Source organism: Sphingopyxis sp., from assembly GCF_036402335.1.
Classification (GTDB): domain Bacteria; phylum Pseudomonadota; class Alphaproteobacteria; order Sphingomonadales; family Sphingomonadaceae; genus Sphingopyxis.
On record NZ_DASWTD010000506.1, the window covers coordinates 1 to 1,542 of the forward strand.

Genomic DNA, 1,542 nt, shown 5'->3' on the forward strand with positions numbered 1-1,542 from the left:
AATATGGTCGTGCAGGGATTCCTGACGCAGGACCACCGCGACATGCTGATCGTGGCGGAGAGCGTCGCCGATCTGATCGATCTGCTCGCCGACTATGTTCCGCCCCAGACGGGCAAATGGATCGGCCGCAAGGACCTGTGAGCGGCGCCAGCCGCGAAGCGCTCGTAGCAACTGCGGGCGAGAGCATCACACGCGGCTCGCGGTCCTTCGCGCTCGCCAGCCGGCTGTTTGGCCGCAGGACGCGCGAGCACGCCTGGCTGCTCTACGCCTGGTGCCGCAGATGTGACGATCTTGCCGACGGGCAGGACCATGGCGGCGCGATGGCGGCGGTGGCGGACGCGTCCGCGGGTGTCGCATATATCCGCGAGATAACCGAGCGCGTGCTGGCCGGGGACGTGGTCGGCGATCCCGCGTTCGACGCGCTCGGGCTCGTCGTGCGCGAGTGCGAGATCCCGCACGCGCTGCCGCGCGATCACATCATGGGGTTTGCAATGGACGCAGCGGACTGGCGTCCGCGCACCGAGGCCGATCTGCTCGCCTATTGCTACCGCGTCGCGGGTGTTGTCGGACTTATGATGGCACATATCATGCGGGTCGATCCGGCTGACCGGGACACCTTCGATCGGGCATCGGATCTCGGCATCGCCTTCCAGCTCGCCAATATCGCGCGCGACATCGAGGAGGACGACCGCGCCGGCCGTTGCTACCTGCCGCTCGACTGGCTCGTCGAGCTCGACATCCCGCCCGGTGAGCAGATGAAGCCGCAGTTCCGCCAGCGCCTTGCGGTCATGGCGAAATGGCTTGCCGAAATGGCGGCCGAATATGAGGCGTCGGCGCGGCGCGGCGCGGCGCGGCTGCCCTTTCGTGCGCGCTGGGCGGTGTTCGCGGCCGCGGGTATATATGGGGATATTGCGCGCGCTGTGCGCGAGCGCGGCGACCATGCGTGGGACCACCGCGTGGTGACGTCGCGCCGGGCCAAGCTCGGCTGGATCGCGCGGGCGTGGGGTCAGGCGCTCGCCGGGCCGCCTGCACCTGAACCGCGCGAAGGCCTGTGGACGCGCCCCGCGGAGTGAAAGCCATGCCCGAGAACCGCATCGAACTGTTCCACGGCGACATCACGAAGCTCGCGGTCGACGCGATCGTCAACGCCGCCAATACCACGCTGCTGGGCGGCGGCGGGGTCGACGGCGCGATCCACCGCGCGGCGGGGCCGGACCTGCTCGTCGAATGCGCCACGCTCGGCGGCTGCGCCACGGGCGACGCGAAGATCACGAAAGGCTACCGGCTCCCGGCGCGCTTCGTGATCCATACTGTCGGGCCGGTCTGGCGCGGGGGCGGGGCGGGGGAGTCCGAACAGCTCGCCTCGTGCTACCGCCGCAGCCTCGCGCTCGCGGTCGAGAACGGCGTCACCAGCATCGCCTTTCCCGCGATCAGCTGCGGCATTTACGGCTATCCCGTCGATCAGGCGACAGATATCGCAGTCGCCGAAGTTCGCGCCTTTCTCGATCGCGATCCGCTTTTCGAGCGTGTGATCTTCGCCTG

The 1,542-nt window shown here is 68.7% G+C and carries 2 protein-coding genes; both read left to right on the forward strand.

The annotated features are described in order from the left end of the window. Window positions 1–116 precede the first annotated feature (116 nt). The gene (locus tag VGD20_RS16425) at window positions 117–1,073 is read left to right on the forward strand and encodes a phytoene/squalene synthase family protein (protein ID WP_414714589.1); all 957 of its coding nucleotides are present in this window, start codon (window positions 117–119) and stop codon (window positions 1,071–1,073) included. Window positions 1,074–1,078: 5 nt separating this feature from the next. Continuing rightward, on the forward strand, window positions 1,079–1,542 hold a 464-nt coding region (locus VGD20_RS16430; RefSeq protein WP_331135472.1), incomplete at its 3' end, for an O-acetyl-ADP-ribose deacetylase.

What these genes read in the sequence shown, in the direction of transcription:
- VGD20_RS16425 (WP_414714589.1), top strand. Translation starts at nt 117, where the DNA reads ATGGATCGGCCGCAAGGACCTGTGAGCGGCGCCAGCCGCGAAGCGCTC.